16 protein-coding genes and 1 tRNA gene are annotated in these 20,526 nt (G+C 50.3%); 4 read left to right on the forward strand and 13 right to left on the reverse strand.

What is annotated here, in order from left to right; translation table 11 throughout:
- Nucleotides 1-40: 40 nt before the first annotated feature.
- The 4 genes from H6F76_RS15845 to H6F76_RS15860 all read right to left on the reverse strand — a co-directional run bounded on the left by H6F76_RS15845 (nt 41) and on the right by H6F76_RS15860 (nt 3,549).
- Nucleotides 41-988, reverse strand: a complete 948-nt coding sequence (locus H6F76_RS15845; protein WP_190509652.1) for an EamA family transporter — start codon at nt 986-988, stop codon at nt 41-43.
- 230 nt (nt 989-1,218) lie between these two features.
- Nucleotides 1,219-1,881: a hypothetical protein gene (locus H6F76_RS15850; protein ID WP_190509654.1), complete on the reverse strand. Its 663-nt coding sequence runs from the start codon at nt 1,879-1,881 to the stop codon at nt 1,219-1,221.
- A 361-nt stretch (nt 1,882-2,242) separates the two neighbouring features.
- On the reverse strand, nt 2,243-2,806 hold the full coding sequence (locus H6F76_RS15855) for a DUF981 domain-containing protein (RefSeq protein ID WP_190509656.1): 564 nt from the start codon (nt 2,804-2,806) through the stop codon (nt 2,243-2,245).
- Between the two features lie 239 nt (nt 2,807-3,045).
- Nucleotides 3,046-3,549: a hypothetical protein gene (locus H6F76_RS15860; RefSeq protein WP_190509658.1), complete on the reverse strand. Its 504-nt coding sequence runs from the start codon at nt 3,547-3,549 to the stop codon at nt 3,046-3,048.
- 64 nt (nt 3,550-3,613) lie between these two features.
- Here H6F76_RS15860 and H6F76_RS15865 point away from each other — a divergent pair, with 64 nt between their 5' ends.
- A complete protein-coding gene (locus H6F76_RS15865; RefSeq protein ID WP_190509660.1) occupies nt 3,614-4,354 on the forward strand; it encodes a DUF429 domain-containing protein in 741 nt (246 codons plus the stop codon).
- A gap of 306 nt (nt 4,355-4,660) precedes the next feature.
- Here the strand turns inward: H6F76_RS15865 and H6F76_RS15870 are convergent, their stop codons facing one another.
- Entirely contained in the window at nt 4,661-5,830 is a 1,170-nt protein-coding gene (locus H6F76_RS15870) for an alpha/beta hydrolase (protein WP_190509662.1), read from the reverse strand.
- Between the two features lie 386 nt (nt 5,831-6,216).
- Nucleotides 6,217-6,702, reverse strand: coding sequence for an allophycocyanin subunit alpha-B (gene apcD / locus H6F76_RS15875; RefSeq protein ID WP_190446854.1), 486 nt, complete (start codon nt 6,700-6,702; stop codon nt 6,217-6,219).
- Nucleotides 6,703-7,100: 398 nt separating this feature from the next.
- On the opposite strand from apcD, the gene rlmD reads away from it, so the two are divergent.
- Nucleotides 7,101-8,456: a 23S rRNA (uracil(1939)-C(5))-methyltransferase RlmD gene (gene rlmD, locus H6F76_RS15880; RefSeq protein WP_347276048.1), complete on the forward strand. Its 1,356-nt coding sequence runs from the start codon at nt 7,101-7,103 to the stop codon at nt 8,454-8,456.
- A gap of 33 nt (nt 8,457-8,489) precedes the next feature.
- Nucleotides 8,490-9,548 (forward strand): UDP-3-O-(3-hydroxymyristoyl)glucosamine N-acyltransferase, encoded by a 1,059-nt coding sequence (gene lpxD, locus H6F76_RS15885; protein ID WP_190509666.1) that lies wholly within the window; start codon nt 8,490-8,492, stop codon nt 9,546-9,548.
- A 255-nt stretch (nt 9,549-9,803) separates the two neighbouring features.
- On the opposite strand, the gene H6F76_RS15890 is transcribed toward lpxD, so the two are convergent.
- Both H6F76_RS15890 and hemE read right to left on the reverse strand, forming a co-directional pair.
- The gene (locus H6F76_RS15890; protein WP_190509668.1) at nt 9,804-10,760 is read right to left on the reverse strand and encodes an NAD(P)-dependent oxidoreductase; all 957 of its coding nucleotides are present in this window, start codon (nt 10,758-10,760) and stop codon (nt 9,804-9,806) included.
- 5 nt (nt 10,761-10,765) lie between these two features.
- Nucleotides 10,766-11,830, reverse strand: coding sequence for a uroporphyrinogen decarboxylase (hemE, locus tag H6F76_RS15895; RefSeq protein ID WP_190446857.1), 1,065 nt, complete (start codon nt 11,828-11,830; stop codon nt 10,766-10,768).
- Nucleotides 11,831-12,042: 212 nt separating this feature from the next.
- Here hemE and H6F76_RS15900 point away from each other — a divergent pair.
- Nucleotides 12,043-12,115, forward strand: a tRNA-Thr gene (locus tag H6F76_RS15900).
- 565 nt (nt 12,116-12,680) lie between these two features.
- Here H6F76_RS15900 and H6F76_RS15905 read toward each other — a convergent pair.
- The 5 genes from H6F76_RS15905 to H6F76_RS15925 form a co-directional block, all read right to left on the reverse strand.
- On the reverse strand, nt 12,681-12,956 hold the full coding sequence (locus H6F76_RS15905) for a GlsB/YeaQ/YmgE family stress response membrane protein (protein WP_190446858.1): 276 nt from the start codon (nt 12,954-12,956) through the stop codon (nt 12,681-12,683).
- Nucleotides 12,957-13,148: 192 nt separating this feature from the next.
- A complete protein-coding gene (locus tag H6F76_RS15910) occupies nt 13,149-13,646 on the reverse strand; it encodes a chemotaxis protein CheW (protein ID WP_190509670.1) in 498 nt (165 codons plus the stop codon).
- Nucleotides 13,647-13,662: 16 nt separating this feature from the next.
- Nucleotides 13,663-17,301 (reverse strand): hybrid sensor histidine kinase/response regulator, encoded by a 3,639-nt coding sequence (locus H6F76_RS15915; RefSeq protein ID WP_242036694.1) that lies wholly within the window; start codon nt 17,299-17,301, stop codon nt 13,663-13,665.
- Between the two features lie 43 nt (nt 17,302-17,344).
- On the reverse strand, nt 17,345-19,894 hold the full coding sequence (locus H6F76_RS30555; protein WP_190509672.1) for a methyl-accepting chemotaxis protein: 2,550 nt from the start codon (nt 19,892-19,894) through the stop codon (nt 17,345-17,347).
- Nucleotides 19,895-19,953: 59 nt separating this feature from the next.
- The gene (locus tag H6F76_RS15925) at nt 19,954-20,520 is read right to left on the reverse strand and encodes a chemotaxis protein CheW (RefSeq protein WP_190509674.1); all 567 of its coding nucleotides are present in this window, start codon (nt 20,518-20,520) and stop codon (nt 19,954-19,956) included.
- Nucleotides 20,521-20,526: the final 6 nt, after the last annotated feature.

A 20,526-nucleotide genomic window follows, 5' to 3' on the forward strand; every position in this document is an offset into this window, starting at 1 on the left:
AAAACTTTTAGCTTTCATCCTTTATCCTTTCCCTCTCCCCTCATCCTTTCTCCAACCCTCTCTCTCGACCTAGCAGCGCGACGCTTAACGTAACGATCGCCACTCCTGTTATTTGCAAGCCATTCAGCGTTTCCTGGATCATCAACCAGGCAAGCACAACCGTCAGCGCGGGATTGCTAGCACCAATGATGGAAGCAGAGGTGGCACCAATCATGCGAATGCCAATATTGTTGAGCAAATGTCCCGCAAAGGTGACGATCGCAGACAGCAAACCACCAATCCAGAGTGGGAGCCAGGGCAACGCTGTGCCATGTTCCTGCCAAAACAACAGGCTGACTCCTGACAAAACCAGCGTGATCAAAAAACTGAGCCAGGTGAAGGGTACAGGATGGAACGTTTCAAAGCTCTTTTGGGCAACCACCGTGTAAAGAGCGTACGTAAGGCCCGAGGCAACCCCCGTCAGAATGCCAATTAACGTTGTCTGCTCAACCGCAGCGCTCGTGTGCGGCAAGGTGAGGATGCCGCCTAACAGCACAAGCCCCATCACGCTCCAACGAAAAGGGGTCGGGCGATCGCCAAACAAACGCCACGAAAAAAGCGCTGTAAAGACGGGATATGCAAAGAACAGCGTAATCGCAATGCCTACCGGAATCAGCCCCATCGACACGTAGAGCAGCGCCAGGTAGAGAAACATCAGCACACCACCGGCGATCGCCCGTTGCAAAGTGGGGCGTTGCTCCAAGTAGCGTAACTGCCCAATCTCTTTCCAGGTCGGTGGATACAACGTAACAGCCAGGACTGCCATCAGCGGCACTGCCAGCAGCATCCGCATAAACATTAGCAGAAACGAATTGGGCAACGTCGGCGCAACAAAGCCGCCCGTAGGGAACACACCCAAAACGGTTTGTTCGTTAAAGAGCACTCTGACAACGACGTTTTGAATACAAAAAAAGGCTGACGACAGTAGAACGATTAAAAAACCCAGCACTGGCAAAAGTTATGAAGAACAGCCCAAACTGACTCAAACCCATTGCACACAATGGTTCAGAGGGTTCCTCTAGACGGTGATGGAAACCCTCGTTGAGCCTGCTTAAGGCTAACGTATCGCTTGCGTTGCCTGCTGCGTAGTGAGGATTAAAAAGCCTCTCTCAGGCCTCAAACGCCGCATGATTACAAACCAGGCAGTCGACATCACGCCACCAATGAAAGCAACGGTTCTCAAGCATTACCAAACCGAAATGCCAACAGTGAAGGACGTAAACACAAATAGGCGAGCGGTCCCAACAGGGGCACCCACACTGCTAGATGAAAGAGTTGAGAATTGGGTGTCAGCCCACGTCGCGCCATATCATCCTGTAACAGGGTTGGGTAGGGAAACAATACACAGAAGAGACAGAAAGCAAGACTCATCCCATGCACAAACCGATTCGTTAAAAACTCCTGAGCAAAACCAGCCCAATCGCCCCATACAATGGCGTAAAGCATCAGAATCAGTGTGCTAATGCTTAGAACGATGCCAGTCGTCTGCGAATCTAATACAGCAAGCCACGGATCTTTTTCACCCGAAAAGGATTGATTAGGCTGACGCAATGCCAGGTATGGAATGAGAGCAAATACACCAGTAGCGATCGAAGCAAGCATAAACATCCACGCAGGTAAAGACTGCATTCTCCCGTCTGCGAAAATAAGACAGCTATAGATTAAGAGCCAAATACCCACCAGGCTAAACAGCGACAGGATAACTGGATTAATTGAAGGAAGTTTTCCTGCTAGTAGCGATTGAAGGGGCTGAAGCGTATCAGCCTGCAAGGGCGGTGCCAAAAAGAGCAAGTAAAGGATAAAACCCAGCCAAATTAACCAGAGCGTCAGCGAGCGAACCATGATGTGTGCCTCATTGCCTTACGCTTGATTGTTAAGGATGGAGATTTGCCAAACATACCCCTAAAGTTAGATCGGTAGGGCTTTGGAAGGCGATCGACGTCTTTTGGCATAAGCGCCAGAAGTACTTCGCTTAAGGACGCAGAGAATGAGTAAGGCAGGCATTGCACCTACCTTAACGATGTGAAGATGCCTTCAAAGCTCATGTGAATAAGTTTTAGGGAAATTGGGATTGAGCGATCGCACTCAAGCTGCAATTGTTGCAGTTAAACGGGGGCTGCCAATTTGTAAGCAAGCTCACCTAAGGTTTGCATCTGCATACCAACTACGCTTTTTCTCAGAGATAGCAGTGATTCTACGACGACTACTTAGGCTGCCATGTCGAGAAGCTTGCAAGATGTCCCCAATAAGCGCCCAAGCCAATAAATGCAAAGATGAGCGCTGCCACAAGTAACACAATGCTTCCAATCGTTCGCAAGAGCCGGTTTTCCTTGAGATGGAGGGCTGGTGCAGAAAAAATGCCTCCTAAGCCAACTAAAACAAACCCAACGCCTGTCAGCAAAGGGGTTTTTGTTAATCCCAGGTTGATGATGCGAACGCCAATGAGCAGCGATACAAGCCCTGCAAAGAAGCCATAAACGCCCAGAGTAAAGAGATCCCAACCCATTGCCAGCGTGAGTGAAGTTGCGGCAAAGAGAATGCCAAATAAGACAGTTGTTTCGCCAAAGGCAATATTGAAGCTGCCAATAATGGGCCAAGTCAACGTCATATGTAAGCCAGTGACTAACGCGATCGCACCGACGACACCAAAGCCAGGCACCCAGCGTTTCTGATTTGCCTCACCCAGCCCAAAGTAGACATAGGCAGCTAACAGGGCGAGTCCAGCCGCTAAGTTAATGAGCATGAGTGTAAGGTAATCGACAAACATGAGACTGCCTCCAAATGAATGTTTAGTTTTACCGGAACTTAGACAACTGAAGCAAAATGCTTATTGCCTTTTTGTACGTCAGTTTAGGCTTCCTGAAGCCCTACAACAACAGCATCTATCCACTAACCTCAGAATCTTGCCAAGACTTCGCAACCCTATCACCTTCAAACGCTCATCAGGCTAACTTTGTAATGACTGTTTAACCTGTATCAGGTGCTGCCTTTATTCCCCAGTGATGCTCAAGAGCAGTCGCCGCCGCCACTATCACTGCCACAGCCACCACCGCCCCAACCACCATCGCTGCCGAAGTTAGGGCTTCCATCTGAATACCCGACCGTAGCATTGCTGTAGTCAACGGTTGCTCGATAACCAAGCTTGTGTAGCAGCAATTGCAGGCGATCCACAGAAGCCACTGCAATTACCCCAAACGTAATAAAAAGTGCGCTCAAAAAACTGATGCTGCTTACTTGGGGGTTTTGTTCCTTCATTAGTACAGCCATGATTGAGGCGCTAACAATGGCTAAAAGCGCATAGGTGACCCAAAACTTAAGCGTTAAGAATGGAAAGAATGCAATCAGACTAATGATGAAAAAACTAGCGCCTAAGAATGTCAGGCTATCGAACTGCGGATTATCCCTATTCAGAAGAGCTATACCAATAACCAGAACCGCACTGACGAAAAACATGAAGAGCGCAGACTTAAGATGACTTGCTTTAGAATTCGATTGGGTTTCTGAGTTCATATTGATTAACCTCGATCGCGCCCTTTCATCAAACGCTAGCCTTTATTCTCGCACAGACCTTTAAATGAAATTTTTGGGCATCGACTTGGGTTGGAGCTTCGGGGCAAGTGGGTTATGCTGCCTCGATTGGCAGGCTGGCAGGCTAGAACTGGTAGATTTGCGACGAGAGGACGACACCGCAGCCATTCTTGCCTGGGTAGATGCCTGCGTAGCACCCGATGAATCTGGCGTGATTGCGGTTGATGCGCCAACGCTGATCCCCAATGCAACCGGAATGCGGCTGTGCGATCGCCTCACGCACAAGCATTTTGGTCGCTACCATGCGGGTTCCTATCCTGCCAATTTGGGCTTGCCTTTTGCGGCACGTACCGTTGCCTTTGGTTTGAGCCTGGAAGCAAAGGGATTCCACCATGCACCTACGATCGCACCGCAGCAGTCTGGGCGACACCAGATTGAGGTCTTTCCTCATCCCGCGATCGTCCATCTCTTTGGGCTAGAGCGAATCTTGAAATACAAAAAAGGCAAATTGGCAGACCGACGAGTGGAGCTAGCTCGGTTGCAGCAGTATCTGTGCGATCGACTTCCAGCCTTTGAACCAGCACTCGATATAAACCAAAGCAAACCCTTGCCAAACGAAATCCCGCTTAAAGGAACAGCTTTGAAAGCGTTGGAAGATCAATTGGATAGTCTCATATGTGCTTACGTCGCCGCGCACTGGTGGTACTGGGGTCTAGAGCGCAACATAGCCCTCGGCAACCTCACCGAAGGCTACATCATTGTTCCAAACCTAGTTACAGCGTCCTAATCAGGCGAAGTAGAGCCGGGATAAGGCAGGAGGCAGAGGGCAGAAAGAAAGAGGAATGAGGAATGTGGATTCCCTTCTACCTCCTGCTTCTACCTTAAGAGATTTCTGAGAGAGAATGTACCGCTTGTAGGGAGCAGGTTTTGCCAGAAGCTTGGCTCATAGCCGATCACGTTGGTATCAAACCTGCCCCTACAGGTCTTTTATTTGCTAGAAATCGCCTTGAGAACCACAAACTTGTCTCTCGTTCAAACAAGAACTGTTACATCGTTCAATAATCAACAACTAACACTAACAACTAACAACCTCTTAGCTTACTGGAGGCACCTGCGGCAACGCCGGGTCTTGATCTAAATTGCCCATGTTGGGAATATCGACCTCGCCCGTCGTTAGAAAGCGGAACGTTTCTTGATACAGGCTTTGCCAGAAGCGGTTGCTCATATTCTGGCTAACTTCTGTCGGGTCAACCATCGGATGTGGCACCAGATCCATAGCGCGGTAGAGATAGTAGCGGTTGCCGTCCTGCTCTGCGCCTGTCTTTTCGTAAAAGTCTTGATTTGTTTTGACGTCTGCTGCGTCTTCGTTTTCGGTCAGCACCATGAAAATGGGCACTTTTTTGAGCAAGTTGAGCGATGCAGGACTCATGACTACACCGCCGCCAAAGCGATCGGCTGCCGTAAAGCAACCCACTGGAAACAGCAGATTTGGATCCCAGCCCATTTCTTTAATGTCGAGCGGACCCGTGAGGTTGACGTATTGCCGCCGTTGCTCGTCATACACTCTTAATAAAGGCGCATAGACTACAGCCTTCCGCACGCGATCGGGCTTTGCTGCCGCCAATGCCAACGCTACGGCTCCACCTACCGATAAACCCACGGTATAGACCGCTCCAGGGATCGACGCGATATCTGCCAGCCGAGCCTTTGCGTGGGTCAGGTACTCCAAATGGGACGAGGTGAAGTATTCATCGAAATCGGGATCGTCGTAGGTCTCGATCGACTGCACAATATCCAATAGGCGTGGCTCGATGCTTACTAACCGCTTGACTAATGCGGCTTGCTGCAACGGGTTCGGTTGGGCGGCAACATTAGGATTGCTAGCAAGGTTAGCAAAGTAAGTCTGTAACACTGGATCTTGTGCCACTTTTGCCTTCAGCGGCACGGCAATTTCGGGCTTGAGGTCAACTTGCGCCCAGTTTCTAGCAGGATTAAGCAGCGAATGCCCAAAGATTGACGGCTGGTAGACATTGAACCCGTTTTGGAACAAGTAATCCGCCAAGCGCCACATTTGATGCGGTTTGGCGCTGAACCCATGAAACAGCATCACCGTACCGAGAATGGGTTTCCCAGGCTCATGAAATAAGTAGTAGGGATAAGCACCCTCGCGTCGATCGGGGTGGCTAGCAAGGCTAGTAATGTAAGCAGCGATCGCCTGCTTTGCCTGGTCAAGTTGCGTTGCTGTAGGGGTTACAGATGGCATTATGCAAAATACTCCTGGGGGCTAGACGGATAAACCGGGTTGCTTGAGAAACGCTAACGCTTCAGGCATAGACTCACGATCGAGTCCTTTATCAGGACAAACTACCCTTCGCCTTGACGTTAAGAAGCTAAAAGAAGCTAAGCGTTTGGAACGGGTATTGTGTTGCCTGCATAGTTACAACTACAAACCTCGCCCAGATTATTCCGCACATCAGAAGATATTGCAATTGCTGCACGCGACGGTTCCCATGTCCCATTAAACCGCTCTGCCATTTCCTACTAAAATTCCCCGCTCTCAGTAAATGCTCTGGCTCACAATTGCCAAAGCCTCCACTAACAGCGGGGAAGCTATTTTACGAACGGTTCTGTGCCCTGCTCTCTAGGCGTTCAAGACATAGCTTGAATAATATAATCAAAGTAGGGCATGGCTTCTGCCGCATCATCTGTCGAAAGTAGCTCTAGAGAAGCCGCTTTCAGGCAGCGAATGGCTTCTGCCATACCAGGAACAGGTACACCCAGAGCGTTGTACATTTCTCGTGCACCGACCAGACCAATCGCTTCGATCGGTTGCTTATCTCCTGCTAGAACACCATACGTCACCAGACGCAGGTACCAGCCATAATCACGCAGGCACAGGGCACGCTGCTTGTCGCCATAGGCATTGCCGCCAGGAGCGATAAAGTCTGGGCGCTTTTTCCAAAGTTGCTTACTGGCTTGCTGCACAATTTTTTTCTCATTTTCCGATAGCGTTGCCGCAATGCGGGTACGCTGCTCGCCCGTTTGAAAAAATCCTTGCAAGCCCTGAAGCTCACCCGTGGTGGGATAACGCAGTTCATCGTCGGCTTGCAGAATGACTTGGCTAACTACACTCATAATTATGGTTGTGTCTCTGCGGATATCTCTTTGTAGTTTAACGACTCAAGGGGACACAGCGAAAGGGTAGAGAAAAAACCCTGAGCACAGTTTTACAATAGTTAACATTTGCGTTAGAGAAGAAGGAGCCGGAAGTGGGGGTGAAAAAGGCGATCGCGCCCCCTTTCGTCCCCTTGGTTTCAGCAGAATAGTGTTGCTCTACCGCCATCCACTCATCTAAGACTTCGTGGAGCCCGCCTTGCTGAGAGAGTTGATAGTATGGAGGCTTACAGTAATTTTGAAGCATCGTTCACACTGAAGGCGACAGAATGTGTGGTCTTCATCATGCTGTGCCCCTTTTACAACGAGGTCGTGTGTCTTTAACTTCCCTGCCGTCTGAAGATAACTTAGCTGCACCAGTGGAGCCTTGGCAGCAAGGACAGGTCGTTGACGTGACCATTACTGACCTGAGCGATAGCGGTGATGGTGTCGGTCGATCGCATGAGCGCGTGGTTTTTGTGCCCGACACAGTGACAGGCGATCAGGTGCGCGTACGACTGTTGCGCGTCAAGCCCCAGTATGCTCATGGCAAGCTGCTAGAGGTGCTGGAACCCTCGCCTCATCGCATTCGCGCTCGCTGCATCGTGGCAGACAAGTGTGGCGGCTGCCAGTGGCAGCACGTTGATTACCCCTACCAACTTGCTGCCAAACACAATCAGGTTGTGCAGACATTAGAACGCATTGGTAAGTTTAGCCAACCGTTAGTCTCTCCCATTCTGGCAGCAGAGGCAGATTTGGGCTATCGCAACAAGGCGACTTACCCACTGGCGCGATCGCAAGCGGGACAAATTCAGGCAGGCTATTACCAGAAAGGCAGTCATCACATTGTTAACCTCAACCAGTGCCCGATTCAGGATGCCCGGCTGAATCCCCTTCTAGCAGAGGTAAAGCAAGATCTGTACGATCGCGGCTGGGGCATTTATGACGAAAAACTCCATCGGGGCAAGGTGCGCCATCTAGCACTCCGCATTGGACGACGTACAGGCGAAATGCTGCTGACGCTGGTGGTGAAAGACAAGAACCTATCAGGACTTGAGGAACAGGCAGAGGCATGGCTGGCACGCTATTCCAAGCTTGCAGGTGTGTCGCTGAACGTAAACCCCGATCGCACCAATGCCATCTTTGGGCGCGAGACTGTTTGCGTTGCCGGGCAACCCTACCTGCACGAAACCTTTGCGGGGTTGACCTTTCAACTGCGACCCGACACCTTCTTCCAGATCCACACCGAGCAGGCAGAAGCGTTACTGCAAACGATCATCGACGAGTTGCAACTGCAAGGGCATGAGCTGTTGCTGGATGCCTACTGTGGTATCGGGACATTTACCCTGCCGCTAGCAGCACGAGTTCGGCAGGCGATTGGGCTAGAGGTGCAGCCCGAAGCGGTTGAGCAAGCCAGACTTAGCGCCAGCTTGAACCAGTTAGAGAATGTCACCTTTATCGAAGGAGCCGTGGAAACGCTGCTGCCTCAATTGGATGCAAAACCTGATATTGTGCTGCTTGATCCGCCCCGCCGAGGCTGTGATGCTGCGGTGATTGAAGCACTTACTCAGTTGGCACCCGATCGCATCGTCTATATCAGTTGCAATCCTGCTACGCTTGCTCGTGACCTAAAACTACTCTGCCAGGACAACCAATATCGGTTAGCGCGAGTGCAGCCCGTTGATTTCTTTCCTCAAACGCCCCATGTTGAGTGCGTCGCCTTTTTGGTACGGTAAGGGCGGTGGAGCGTGATGACGAGCGGGGGAAGGATGAAAATTAGTGAACTGATCGAGAAACTGAGTGCCATCAGCGGTCAGCCGTTGCAATCGGCAGTCAGTGAAGATGCGGAGCTGACGGGTGTTGCTGCGGTCGATGACGCGATCACAGGGCAAATTAGTTACATCGAAGGCGCAAAGTTTGCAGCACAGATCAAAACGACGGCTGCCAGTGCGCTCATTTTGCCCAAAGATGCAGCACTCCAGGCAGCAGCCAGTGATCGTAACATTGCCTGGATCGAAGCACCCGAACCACGGCTGATGTTTGCTCAGGCGATCGCGCTGTTTTACCAACCGTTTCGTCTTGCGCCATCAATTCACCCTAGCGCTGTGATTGATCCGTCAGTGCAACTGGGAGCGGATGTGGCGATCGGCGCTCATGTTGTGCTTCAGCCAGGCGTACGCGTTGGCGATCGAGTCTGCATTCACCCTAATGTGGTGGTCTATCCAGAGTCACAGCTTGGCGATCGTACGGTTCTCCATGCCAACTGTGTGATTCACGAACGTACCCAGATTGGTGCAGACTGTGTGATTCATGCGGGTGCAGTCATTGGCTCTGAGGGCTTTGGCTTCGTGCCGACTCGTGATGGCTGGTACAAAATGGAGCAGTCGGGCTACGTGGTTTTAGAAGATGGCGTAGAAGTTGGCTGCAACTCTACCGTCGATCGTCCGGCAGTCGGCGAAACCCGCATTGGACGCAGTACTAAACTGGATAATTTGGTGCATATTGGTCATGGTTGCCAGATTGGGCAAGCGTGCGCGATCGCCGCTCAGGTGGGTCTAGCAGGAGGGGTAGAAGTTGGCGATCGCGCAATTCTAGCTGGGCAAGTTGGCGCTGCAAACAACGCAAAGATTGGCGCAGGCGCGATCGCAACGTCCAAGACAGGCGTACATGGCACCGTTGATGCAGGGCAAGTCGTCTCTGGTTACCCCGCTGTTGATCACAAAATTTATCTTAAGTCTTCTGCCATCTACAGTCGCTTGCCGGAAATGTATCAGACTTTAAAGCGGTTGCAGCGACGGTTGGAAGGGGACGATCGTCCGAAGTCATAAGACGCCCCTTGTAGAAGCAAACCATGCAAAGCTCAAGAGCATGAGATGACCCAATCGAGCGCTAGCCATTAAGACTTACCACAGTCGAGCGTCATTCCATGTGACTAAGAACAGTTCACTGCCCTCTGTTCATCGCCCAGCACAGGCACTGGATAGCAAATATTTCTCTAGCGAAGGTAACATCGCTCACTTTTATCTTTCCGGCTGGAGAAAGAGATAAAGTACATCCTTAGCTCTGTCCCTCCTACTGTTTAGCTAGCGCCTGCTAACACCACTCAGCTTCAAAACATCCATAAACGTAGCGCAGTAGGTCGGCAACCCAAACGTTTCTGGACTAACGACATGGCGATGGGTGAAGTGCCGATAATGCATGGAGAAACGATCCCAGTCTGCCATCTTGATGCGGAAGAGGGCAATGAAGAGGTTTGCCAGCTTCGGTGTAAGAGGAATGCGAAAGTAAAGGCGCTTGTTAAGGTAAAGGCAGGTTTCTTCGATCGCCTGATTCACTGTCACCATTTGATTGCCCAACACAAGCTGGCGACGTTCGCCCTCAGCAGGCGGATGATCAATTAAATGACGCACGATCTGGGCAATATCTTTGCCGTGGATAAAGTGAAAACTACCCTCTGCTTTCAGGAATCGCAGTAGCCACGCCCAGTTAGCAACCTGTACAACGCCAGACGAAACGTGTGATTGCGGTTTGTTAGCATCACCACCTAGCAGGAGCGTCGGAAACAATGTGGTAATACGGGGTGCAATTTTGAGTTTAGGAAACTGTTGAAAGCAGGCGTACTTAGAGCGGATATAGTCTGTGCCAATGCTCTCCGCTTCTTTAAGCGGTTGATTGTTGCGATCGAGAATGCTGGCAGTCGCAAAATAGATTGCTTGCTGACACACCTCTGGGTCAAGCAGGCTCAGAAGGCGAAGCGTTTTCACCACATTGGTTTCGTAAACCTCTTGCGCCCCTCCCCACGCAGTCGCAATCAGCACAGCGCAGTCGATCGTCTTCAGCAAGTCGCTGAACTGCTCAATATCGCGCAAATCTGCCTGTAAAATGTTGATACCAGGGCGAGCGCGATAGTCAAACTTCAGCTTCTCTGGATTTCGCACCAGCAAAAAAAGCTCGTGGTTAGTTTCCTGAATCAGAGCTTCAACTACATAGTGACCAATACAGCCACTTGCACCAGTCACAAAAATCCGCTTAAGCGTCATCGGGGTTAAGCATGAACGGCTAACAATTGATCAGCCTGTTTGCCAATTTCAAAGAAGAAGGCAGCATTTTCTTCAGGCGTGTTCGGTAGAATACCATGCCCTAGATTCAGGATGTGCTTTCTATTGCCAGCTTTACGGATTGTGTCAAGAATACGATCGCGGATAAAGTCCTTGGAGCCAAAGAGAACACCCGGATCAAGGTTGCCCTGCACAATCATTTCTTTGCCTAATCTAGTCCGCGCATCTGCCATGTCCACCGTCCAATCAACGGTTAAAATGTCGGCTCCAGACTGCGCCATGCGCTCTAGCAGTCCGCCGCTCTCACTCACCAACAAAATCAGTGGCGTGTCAGGATGGGTTTCCTTAATCTGGCGAAAGACTTGCTGTTGATAGGGTAGCGCAAAGGTTTCGTAATCTTGAGGACTCAACTGCCCTGCCCACGAGTCAAACATTTGCACAACTTGTGCGCCACAGTCGATTTGGTAGCGGGCATAAACGGCGATCGCATCCGCTAATTTTGCCAGCAGTTGATGCAGAACCGTTGGGTTGGAAAACGCCATGTGCTTGATGATGGAGTAGGTTTTCGACCCTTTCCCCTCAACGGCATAGGCTGCCAGCGTCCAAGGCGCACCCACAAAGCCCAAGACGGTAGACTGGTTGCCTACTTCTGCCCGTAGCGCTTGCAAAATTGGCTTAATGAAGGGTAAGGAGGCTTCCGGTTCCAATGCGTGCAGTGCGTTAATCTGTGCTTCGGTACGAATGGGGTCAGCAATGATTGGACCTTTGCCTTCAGCAATATCCATCTCGATGCCCAGACCAGGTAGAGGAGTTACGATGTCTGAAAACAAAATAACACCATCGGGACGAAAGGCTCTCCAAGGCTGCAACGAAATCTCGATCGCGACTTCGGGAATTTCTGAGCGCTCGCGAAAGGATGGATACTTCTCTCGCAGGTCCCGATAGGCTTTCATGTAACGTCCTGCTTGCCGCATCATCCACACAGGCGGGCGGTCTAACGCTTCGCCGCGAGCTGCTCGCAGCAAGTAGGGAACCTCGGTTAACCCGGTCATTTAAGCTTGTCCTAGCACTTTAGTTGCATTCGTTAGCTTATCATCCTGAGAACACCGTTTGGACGATCGTTCCGAGTTCTTAGTATGAAGTCGTCACAAGACATAGAATGAGCAAAAAGTACGACGGCTCAACGAGTGCTTTAGCAAATTAATCAGTAGGCACGATCGAGCATAACGCGACAGAGTTTGTTAATATGTTTTACTGATGGTGTGCTGGTGTAGCTCAGTTGGTAGAGCAGCTGATTTGTAATCAGCCGGTCGCAAGTTCGAGTCTTGTCACCAGCTTATTGATCAACATGTTTATACGTCGAAAGATCGTAATTCACAGCTTACTGCTGCTATTAGTGCAATGAGGCATCCCGTGGTCCCTCATTGCACCAAATGTTGTAGCCAAACGCAAGTGGAGCAATGAAACGCTGGTTTAAGCGGTCTGCCACCCTTATATAAGTTATTCTCCAGCTCTAGTGACTGAAGCTGAAGCATAGATTTGACTTATAGCCCAGGTAGAGACAACTAACGGACGATCGCTAATTTCTCCCTCAATGACCTTCAATTCTTAGTTAGCACAAAGCTCTGTCAAACGGTGGGAAGCCCATATACATTCTCTATCGTAAGAGATGCCTGGTGCATTGCCTGACCCCTCTATGGAAAGACGCAAGCTTCTAACAACTCGCACTAAGCTCAAAGAGTGGACTGAAAAGTCCAAGCAAGATGTTCATTTACTGCTGACCCTTGTACGCTTAACAGCTACGGGGTCAGCGTTCCTGATGCTATACCTAGCTAAACAAAAGCCCCTGCTTATGCAGGGGCTTCACCATTAGAGATTGAAAGTGATTCAAGAACTAAGCAATTAGTAGGAAGCACTCCGACGGGTCACAGCATAGTAGATGAACAGCGCTACAATCGCGCCCAGTACCGCTACTGCAATGCCACCAATGCTCAACCCAGCTGATGTTAACGCCAGTGTTCCAGTGGTCAAGAAGCTGAAAAGACTACCACCGACGAACGCACCAACAATACCCAGAATCATGGTGCCCAAGATGCCGCCACCCTGATGCCCAGGGAAAAGAGCCTTTGCGATTGCGCCTGCAATTAAACCTAAAACGATCCAAGCCAAGATATTCATGATGTCAACTCCAGTTGAATAGTGGTCTGAAAAACCTTTGTCATGCTCTTAAGTTAACAGGTGCCCTACAGTAGCTGTCCCTATCTAGAGCAGGATTCTATATCAAGCGGAAGGAAGAGAAATAGTCTCTAAAACCTCTGCCCTGAGTTGCAAGGAGAACAAATAAGGGTTGCTGTTAGTTGCCAGCTGTGTTTAAAGTGGTAAATCGAGATTTAAATCAAGTAAAAACAAGGTTAGTAAGCCTTCTGGCTCTGGAATAAGGGCAACATGACTAGCAATGCCCAGTGTATCGCTGTGACGGTAAGACTCTGGCAAGAGCCGCAGCGTTGGTAAGGGAATGTCGATCAAGGTCGGAAGTAATGTTACCGGGATGCCACGCAATTCATTAGCAGCATTGCGAACGACAACAAGATAGCCAGTTTGAGCTGTGTCCATGTTGCTAGTTTGAAACAAGTGTCGCTCTAAATCGAACACAGTTACTTCGCGATCGCCCACATGGGCAATGCCAACACTATTTAAGCCACTGCTGTGAACAGGTGTCTGCTTCAGAATCTTATCAACCGATTCGATGCGAATTGCCAAATTGAGATGCCCAATTTTGCAGGCGATCGCTTTCAGGGTAGGCACTGCTACGGTTGTCTTTGCTTGCCGAATGTCAGTCGTAGACGCATTCACTGAATGATGATTCATGGTTAGTTCCTCTAATTCACGTTGCTACAGCCATTGCAGGTTGCTCAACAGGCTTTAAGATCTGGGTGAGCATGGCAAGAAATTCACGCTCAATATAGGGCTTGGTTGTATAGGTGCTGGCTCCCAGGTGCATGGCTAACTGTCGATGTTTATCACTGCCACGAGAGGTCAACATAGCAACTGGGATGGCTGTAAGTGAGGCATCTTGACGGCGCTGAGTGAGAAATTCAAAGCCGTTCATGTTCGGCATTTCAATGTCGCAAATAACTAGTTGAATGGTTGTATTTTGCTGAAGTTGCTCGATCGCCTCCCGACCATCGCGCGCTTGCAAAACCCGATAGCCTGCTTTCTGCAACGTCAACGCCAGGGTTTGGCGCAGTGCAATCGAGTCATCCACAATCAAAAGTGTGGGTGTTTTGGCTGAGACAAGAGCGGGCTTCGGCTCGGTAGCGCCTGTACGAGACGTTACTATGGGCAAAGCGGTAGACGACGGAGCAGGACTGGTCAATTGGGTGCTAGCGGTAATTTGACTAAACAAGGCAACACCGTCAATCACCGGAACCAGGCTTCCATCGCCTAAAATGGTGCAGCCGTAGATATAGCTTGGTGGTGCGATCGCGGCTCCAAAGGGTTTGATGACCAACTCTTGCTCTGTCACCAGGCGATCGATTTCGAGCGCTAGCATTTGATCACCCTGACGCAGCAGGAGTAGCGGGGCTGCCCACGTCTCTGGTGTTGGCACAGCTACTAACGCTTGGCTAGGAAGGCTTTCGGGTAAAGGATAGGCGTAATCTAACAAACCAGATAAGGGTTGGACGGGCACGAGTTGATCACGCCAATGGAGAAACGATTGTCCATTGGACTGCTTAATTTGACCAGCTTTGGGAATCAAGATCTCTTCGATACTGTCGGATGGCAATGCTATGGCTGTTGACCCAACCAGACAAACCAGTAGCTTAGCGATCGTGAGCGTGAGTGGAATCCGCAGCGTAAACGTGGTTCCTTGTCCAGGCTCAGAAGCGACAGTGACAGTACCCTTAAGTGCTTGCAGTTGAGCACATACCACATTTAACCCAACGCCCCGACCGGATAAATCACTGACCTCGCTAGCAGTAGAAAAGCCTGGTTCAAAAAGCAAATTCAAAAGACGGTCATTGGACATACCAGCAGCTTGTTTTGCTGTGAAGTAGCCCATTGCGATCGCCTGCTGACGAATCTTTTCCAGGTTAATACCGCGTCCATCATCCCGCATCTCAATGATGGTTTGGCTTCCACGGTGGTACGCCCGAATCTCGATCCGACCTTGTTCTAGCTTGCCCTGTTGTAACCGTATTTCAGGCGGCTCAATACCATGATCAAATGCATTGCGGAGCAAGTGCAGTAAAGGATCTTGGAGTTTTTCTAGCACTGCCTTGTCAATTAAAACACCAGTACCACTTAGCTTTAGATTAGTTGGTTTGCCATGTTTGGTCGCTAAATCACGCAAGGTGCGTGGAAACCGATTGAGTACTTCGCTGAGAGGCAGCATTCTTGCCCACATCAGGTCATCACGTAGGTGATTAAGTTTCTGACGTTGCCCTTCTAACGTTTGATTGGATTGACCGCTCAACAGCACAATGTCACCAACCGTTTCTTCCAATTGGGCAATCTCTTCCAATGTGGCTTGCAGAAGTAGATGGAGGTCGCTGTAGCTATCGAGTTCAAGTGAATCAAAGTCTGCGGAATAAAACCCACGCTGTTGGCTGGTAGGCTGAGTGGTTAACTGTGCTATGCCGTTAGTCACGCCAGTTGTAATACCATTTCTCGCTTGAGAGCGACTCCAGGGGCTATGACGATCGGGCGCTATCAACATCTGATCGGATAGATCGCGCAACTGAGTTCCCATAGACTGAAACTTGGCAAACCGACGCAACAATTCCTGAACCGCCGTTTGTAGCTGTTCGTTTTGCAGCGATAGCCCGTTACGGTTAATGGCAAGTTCACCAACGAGGTTATTCATCCGCTCCAGGCGATCGAGATTCACTCGTACAGAAAGCTGATTGACGGCTTCGGAAAGTACAACTGCCCCGGCTGCTGGCTTCTGATACTGCTTGTAATTCGCTGGAATCGAACTGGCGGCTGCTATCTCCGTCTTTACAGGACTAGCGGCAGGCGACATAGAGAGGGGTGGGATTGCCTCAACTGTTGGCAAGTGATCGAAGTCTTGTGTAATTGATTCCATCAAAGCTTGAACACGATCGCCTTTAGTCTGAGATATTGCCTCAGATTCTGGTTGCAAATCTCCTACTACTGGTAGAACTGCATCAGCACTTTCACCAACTGCTAAATCACCAAAAATAGCATCAAGCGCGAGTACGGCAGCAAGTGGATCAGTTAAATGATTTGGCTCCGCTGGAGCGGAGGGTAGCTCGATTGGCGCGATCGCCTCATTTTCAAGCCCATGATTGACAAACATCTGCTCTATGAGCGCCGTGGGCATCACTGGGAGGTCTTTCCCATTCGGTGTGTCGACCTCAAGTTCATTGACATCGAAAGAGTCTAGAAAAGCGAATTCGGTTGCAGCCGGAGGATCACTCCACACGGCATCTAAGGTAGAGCCTGCTGTAAAGTCAACGTCAGGCTGGGTAACCGCTGTCTCGCCCCAAAGCTCATCCAGTATTGACAAATTAGCAATGTCTTCTAGCCCAGCGTCTAAAGCGACATCATCTGAAACAAGGTTGAGGTCGTCAAGGACTGTAGGCAATGGATATGTTGAGATAGGAGCCGCGATCGCAAACTGGGTTAGGGCTGGGGATGGCGTTCCACCTTGAGTGCGATCGCCTGCCAAGACCTCTAGTTGGGCAACCTGAAAATCTGCCAATGCCAGTGGAGCAATGTCCAACGCTCGATCAGGATGGGCTGCTAGCGCTGCCAAAACGGTTGTAGCGATCGAGCCAAAGCCCGGTAGGGTTAATAGTTCTGCAATGCCTGCAAACACTTCTGCTTGGGCGTGAAGTTCGGCTGCCATCTCATTATTTTGACGACGAGCTAACACCCGTTTCATCCGTTCCATGCCCTCTGCCACATCCACCTCAAAAATGGATGCAGCAATATCTACCCCCAACTCAATGGAGCTAGGTAAGTTGGCACTGGCTCCCAAAAAGTTGTGCAGTTGTGCTTCAAGCTGAGCAAAGACAGGCTCTGCAAGGGCGATCGTTTGTTCGGCATCAGGTTCTTCTCCCGTAGCAATGGCTTCTAACAGCGGCAGGCGGAGACAGTCATACGCTTGTAGTAAACCGCTTTCGAGTGCGTCATCAATCTCCAACTCATCGTGGTGTAACGCTTTGAAGATATCTTCAAGACGGTGAGCCACCATTTTGATCGTTTCCAGCTCAACACAGGAAGCACCCCCTTTGATGGAATGAGCAGCCCGCATCATGTTGTGTATCTTTGCTGTGCTGCGCTCTTGCCTGAGGGTTAGCAGTTCTGTTTCGATTACTTGCAGTAGCTCAGGCGCTTCCTGAATGAAAAACTGGTACGCCTGATCGCGAATATCAGAGTCGATCGCCATAATCTTGCGGGGGATGAAGGGAAGAACGGACTGGGAGTGGGGAGTAGGGAGTGGGCTTCGACGTGAGCGCTCAGCCGAACGGGAGTAGGGAAAGGGCGTAGACAATTCCTCAGTCTTTACGCCCTAAACTGTTTGGCAACTCAAGCCTTTAGTTCACTTTGAACTGACCCACGTTAGCTTGTAGCGCTTGAGCTACTGCCAAGAGGTCTTTGAACGAAGTGGATACCTCAGCGGCTCCGGTGGATGTTTTGTTAGCGCTGGCTGCGACATCGTTCATGGTTTGGGACACGGCTTCAGATGCCTGAGACTGGGTTACGGTTGCCTGAGCGATCGCTTCCACCAGGGCGCTAATCTGGGCGCTAGCGGCAGTGATTTTGTTCAGACTCTGCCGTGTTTCATCCACCAACTTGGTTCCAGTCACAACCTGCTCTGTACCTGCTTCCATCGCAGCAACCACATCGTTGGTTTCTGTTTGAATGTCAGCAACTAGCTTTTCAATATCGGCAGTGGCTGCGGCAGATTGACGTGCCAGCGATCGCACTTCATCAGCAACGACTGCAAAACCACGACCTTCTTCACCAGCACGGGCAGCTTCAATGGATGCATTCAACGCCAGAAGGTTGGTCTGAGCAGCAAACGAACCAATGAGGTTCACGACTTTAGAAATCTTCTGGGACGATTCACCCAACCGCTTCACCTTCTTAGACGTTTCTGCCACTGTTTCTCGGATAGCGATGATGCCATCAACGGTGCGGTTCATAGCGGCATCACCCTCTTCTACCGTTTTAGCCGCTTGTTGTACGGTTGCTTCGGCTTGCTCAGCGTTAGCAGCAACGGCTTGGATGGAGAGAGACATTTCTTGAATGCGATCGAGCGCAATCGTAATTTCCTTTACCTGCTGCAACGCTTCACTTGATAGCACTTGTACCGAATCTTCACTGCTTCCAGCAGTTGTCGCTACTTGCTGGGCGGCTGTTTGCACCTGGGTTACAATTTTCCGCAAGCTACCAACTGTAGCGTTGTAAGAGTCGGCGATCGTCCCGATTTCATCTTCTGTCACTTTGGCGCGAGTTGTCAGGTCACCTCTACTCACTGGGTCAACTTCAATAAGCAATTCCATGGCGCGTTTTTGGAGTGCTTCCTTGCCTTGCCGTTGTTGGATAGCCTCTTGACCCCGTAGTTCTTCCTGATAGCGGGCTGCTTCTAGGTTGGTTTCAATACTGACTGTCATCTGATTCAATTCGCGGGCAAGAATGCCAATCTCGTCTTGACGGTCCGTTGCTTCTAGCCGCACACCTGAATTCCCTTCTCCCACCTGTTGGGCAAAGCGAGCCAACCGCTTCAACGGACGCGAGAACGTGCCAGCAACGCTAACCGCAAACAAACCTGCTAATGCCAGAGAGCCAACACCAATACCATGACCAATCAACTGCTGCTTCTGCAATACCTGATTAACTTTGTTCTCAGGGTCGCCAACATACAAAATACCGATCGGCTTAGCTTGGGCTGGGTTTAGCGTTCGGCGATGGTCGTATAACGGCTTGTAGAGCGTGAGGTAGGTATCGCCGACAATGTTTGCCCGACCCGTAAAGGTTTTTCCTTGAGTAAGCACCTGATCTGCGACTTCTCGTGAAGCACGAGTGCCGATGGCACGGGTATTTTTGTCGCTATAAGGCACATTGGTATTGACGCGCCAATCTTGAGCAAACAGGGTAGCAGTGGCAACACCAGCAGTCTGTTTAACGCGATCCACTATACCGAAGTCACGATTCAAAACTCGACCGACAATCGCACTACCAACAACGCGCCCCTTCACTGATAAGGGGTGAACTGCCATCGCAACCAAACCGATCTTGCCCTGGTCAATGTCGTAGGTGCCTTCTGGTGAAGGCTGTTTAGCTTCTGCCAAGCCTTTTGTGTCTTGCGATCGCACATTAATTGCGGCTTGCTCTGCCAGCCCTAGACGTTTGAGTTGGTCGCTCTTTAACAGCTCTACGCCATCTAACAGTTTGTTGCGGCTCAACGCCTCTTTGAAGATGGATAGATCAGCGAGTGATGCTCCGACTGGCACTGTCACGGGGCGGAAAGTCGCCGGTGCTGGAGCACTACCGTCTTTGGGCAAGGCTGGATAGCTAGCAAAATTTTCTGCCAGAATTTGGTTGTTTTGAGCAATGACTCGCCCTTGAGCGTCGGTCAGCACAATAAAGCTTTGTTGCTCCCCCGCTTCCAGGATGTTTGCATCAGCGATGAAGTATTGCAGCCGCGATCGATTAGCAGCAACCTCCTTAGGATTGCTCAAATCAATGGCCGCTGTTTCCACCAGGTGACCGATCGTATTCGCACCAACTTTACTGTCTTCTTGAGCGCTACGGATGCCCTCATCCAACGTATCCATACCGCGTTGCAACCCTGCTTGCAACCCATTAATTAGGTCATCTTGAGCAATCCGACCAATACCCTCTGTCACAATTACGGCAGGCACTGCCGCCGCCGCTACCAACAGCAACGTCAGTTTTAGCCGAATACTAAGGTTATCCCAACTTTGATTGAACTGCCGCCACCAAACAGCAGGCACCTTAGCATTTGGTGATACCTCTGCTGACTCTAGTGGCTGAAGCTGGGAGGTGAGGAGTGAGTCATCTAACGATGTTGGCACTTTGCCGTTAGAAGCAGAGGGAGTTGGGCGTTGATCTAGCATGAGCTATTGTCCTTAAAATTCAATAATGGTAGAGAGGCTGTCTTGAAGTTTTAGTTGAGCTAGTTGGAGAAAGATTGAACGATCGCATTACCCTCTAAAACCAGGGCAAGTTCTGCCTGAGCGTTCAACCAGTGACCTCGTAGAAATGGTGCTAAAGCGGGTGAAATTGCAGAGGCAGGAGGCGATTGAATTAAATCTGGATTACACCATTCCATGTCTTCTACTCGGTGAACCACCAAGCCCAGCATTTTTCCAGCCTGAATTTGGCTGCTAGTTTGTCGGGTCGTCGTTGAAGGGTGAATCACGACAGCCGTGTAAGTGGAACCGCTCAATGCCTGCTGGTGCAAGGGTGTTAATCCGATCAAGTGACCCAAATCCACCATCCACAAAATCTCGCCACGCCAGTTGTGCACACCCATCACACAGGCGGACAAATGTGGAATTGGGATAATCTGCCCGATCGCAATGGTTAGCACTTCGGTCAATTGGTTCACAGGCAATAACGCTGTAGTGGCTGGTTCCAGATGAAACCGTAAAAACTGTTGACCCACACCTTTAGTTGTTTCGTCAGGCTGGTTGAGCGGATCGAGAAAGCGGGTTGTTTCGAGTAGAGACTCAGGTAGCATGGTTAT

Origin of the sequence: Leptolyngbya sp. FACHB-321, from assembly GCF_014695975.1 — a bacterium.
Lineage (GTDB): Bacteria > Cyanobacteriota > Cyanobacteriia > Leptolyngbyales > Leptolyngbyaceae > Stenomitos.